Here is a 3,181-nt window from a genome sequence, read left to right on the forward strand (position 1 = left end):
AAAGTAGAAGAGAAGAAGAATAAAGTCGCGCAAGCGAATTAAGGGCGCATGGGGGATACCTAGGCTCTCAGAGGCGATGAAGGACGTGATAAGCTGCGAAAAGCTATGGGGAGCAGCACATATGCATTGATCCATAGATGTCCGAATGGGGCAACCCAATCAGGTGAAGCCTGATTACCCTACGGGGGGCAAACGCGGGGAACTGAAACATCTAAGTACCCGCAGGAGAAGAAAACAATAGTGATTCCGTAAGTAGTGGCGAGCGAACACGGACCAGCCCAAACCAATCTGGTTACGGCCAGGTTGGGGTTGTAGGACTCACCTAGTGGTTAAATAGCGAACTGGAATGGCATGGGAAGGCCAATCGTAGAGGGTGAGAATCCCGTACAGGCAGCGAGTTTAATTGAGTGAGTATCCTGAGTAAGTGGGGACCGGTGGAATCCCCTCTGAATCCGGCGGCACCATCCGCCAAGGCTAAATACTCCTGAGAGACCGATAGTGAACGAGTACCGTGAGGGAAAGGTGAAAAGTACCGTGAGCAACGGGGTGAAATAGAACTTGAAACCATGCGCTTACAAGCGGTCGGAGCCTTCGGGTGACGGCGTGCCTTTTGCATAATGAGCCTACGAGTTACGGTTACTGGCAAGGTTAATGTTTGAAGAACAGGAGCCGAAGCGAAAGCGAGTCTGAATAGGGCGATTAGTCAGTGGCCGTAGACGCGAAACTTTGTGATCTACCCTTGGTCAGGTTGAAGCGCTGGTAACACATCGTGGAGGACCGAACCGGTAAACGTTGAAAAGTTTTCGGATGAACTGAGGGTAGGGGTGAAAGGCCAATCAAACTGAGAAATAGCTCGTACTCCCCGAAATGTTTTTAGGAACAGCGTTGTGGTTGAGTCATGTTCAGGTAGAGCTACTGATAGGACTAGGGGGAGTCAAATCCTACCAAATTCTGACAAACTCCGAATGGGGCATGATATACACGGCAGTGAGGGCTGGGGTGCTAAGGTCCCAGTCCGAGAGGGGAACAACCCAGAGCATCAGCTAAGGTCCCAAAATATATGCTAAGTTGAACTAAGGGGGTCCGACTGCAGAGACAGCCAGGATGTTAGCTTGGAAGCAGCTATACATTTAAAGAGTGCGTAACAGCTCACTGGTCGAGCGGGGCGGGCATCGATAATAAACGGGCATCAAGCATATTACCGAAGCTATGCGATAGTATTTATACTGATCGGTAGGGGAGCATTCTCACAGGGGTGAAGGTTTGGCGTGAGCTGGGCTGGACTGGTGAGAAAAGCAAATGTAGGCATAAGTAACGATAATGCGGATGAGAAATCCGCACACCGAAAGACTAAGGATTCCTCCGCTATGCTAATCAACGGAGGGTTAGGCGGGGCCTAAGGGATAGCCGACAGGCGACCCCCGATGGACAGCAGGTTAATATTCCTGCCCCTGCATGCAGTGTGAAAAAGTGACGGAGCGACGTGGATGGTACGTACTGACGGAATAGTGCGTTGAGCGGAGCCTACGGGCGATGCGAATCATCGAAGACGCTTCCAAGAAAAGCTTTTGAAACACCAGCTGTATGCAGCCCGTACCGTAAACCGACACAGGTAGTCGAGAAGAATATTCTAAGGTGCTCGAGTGAATCACGGCTAAGGAACTCGGCAAATTAACCCTGTAACTTCGGGAGAAGGGGAGCCTCCTCTGCAAAGAGAGGCCGCAGAGAAATGGCCCAGGCGACTGTTTAGCAAAAACACAGGGCTCTGCCAAAACGAAAGTTGACGTATAGGGCCTGACACCTGCCCGGTGCTGGAAGGTTAAGAGGGGATGTCATCGCAAGAGAAGCATTGAATCGAAGCCCCAGTAAACGGCGGCCGTAACTATAACGGTCCTAAGGTAGCGAAATTCCTTGTCGGGTAAGTTCCGACCTGCACGAATGGTGTAACGATCTGGGCACTGTCTCGGCCGTGAGCTCGGTGAAATTGTAGTAGCGGTGAAGATGCCGCTTACCCGCCACGGGACGGAAAGACCCCGTGCACCTTTACTATAGCTTTGCATTGTTTTCGGGTCAGGGATGTGTAGGATAGGTGGGAGGCTGTGAGTGGGCGTCGCCAGGCGTTCAGGAGCCAACGTTGAAATACCACCCTTCGCTGGCCTGGGATCTAACTGCTCTTGTGAGCAGGACCGTGCATGGTGGGTAGTTTGACTGGGGTGGTCGCCTCCAAAAGTGTAACGGAGGCTTCCAAAGGTCTGCTCAACACGCTTGGTAACCGTGTGTGGAGTGCAATAGTACAAGCAGGCTTGACTGCGAGACCGACGGGTCGAGCAGGTGGGAAACCAGGGTATAGTGATCCGGTGGTTCTGTATGGAAGGGCCATCGCTCAAAGGATAAAAGGTACGCCGGGGATAACAGGCTGATCTCCCCCAAGAGCTCACATCGACGGGGAGGTTTGGCACCTCGATGTCGGCTCGTCACATCCTGGGGCTGGAGAAGGTCCCAAGGGTTCGGCTGTTCGCCGATTAAAGTGGCACGCGAGCTGGGTTCAGAACGTCGTGAGACAGTTCGGTCCCTATCTGTGGTGGGCGTAGGAAGATTGACGGGGGCTGCCTTTAGTACGAGAGGACCGAGGTGGACCCACCGCTGGTGAGCCGGTTGTTACGCCAGTAGCATGGCCGGGTAGCTATGTGGGGAATAGATAAGCGCTGAAAGCATCTAAGTGCGAAACTAGCCCGAAGATGAATCTTCCACATAAGGGTCGTTGTAGACTACGACGTTGATAGGCTGCAGGTATACGTGTCGAAATACACTCAGCTGAGCAGTACTAATTACCCAACAGCTTGCACATTTAATCTTTATCTTCATCTCTTCTACTTCCAATATGACATGAAAGGAAAATGGAAAAAAAGGCGGGCCGCGCAGGCACAATGGAAAAGGGAATCCCCTTCCTCCATACTCCTTCCTCCCCTTCCTCCCTCGAAAGATCTTGTTGGTGGCTATTGGTCTGGTTCGGAGTCGCGTTCGACTTCAACTCTTCCCTTAGCGAACAATTAAACCAACTACAATCTTGTTGGTGGCTATTGGTCTGGTGTTCACCTCTTCCCATCCCGAACAGAGAAGTTAAGCCCGGATCCGCCGATGATACTTGGTTCAAACCCGGTAAAGTAGGTAGCCGCCACAA

2 rRNA genes are annotated in these 3,181 nt (G+C 52.0%); both read left to right on the forward strand.

The features are described from left to right. Positions 1–27 precede the first annotated feature (27 nt). Positions 28–2,848: ribosomal RNA gene (locus tag CLV60_RS33995) — 23S ribosomal RNA — on the forward strand. 221 nt (positions 2,849–3,069) lie between these two features. Further along, positions 3,070–3,181 (forward strand): 5S ribosomal RNA (gene rrf, locus CLV60_RS34000).

The sequence above is a fragment of the Dyadobacter jiangsuensis genome (assembly GCF_003014695.1).
Classification (GTDB): Bacteria; Bacteroidota; Bacteroidia; order Cytophagales; family Spirosomataceae; genus Dyadobacter; species Dyadobacter jiangsuensis.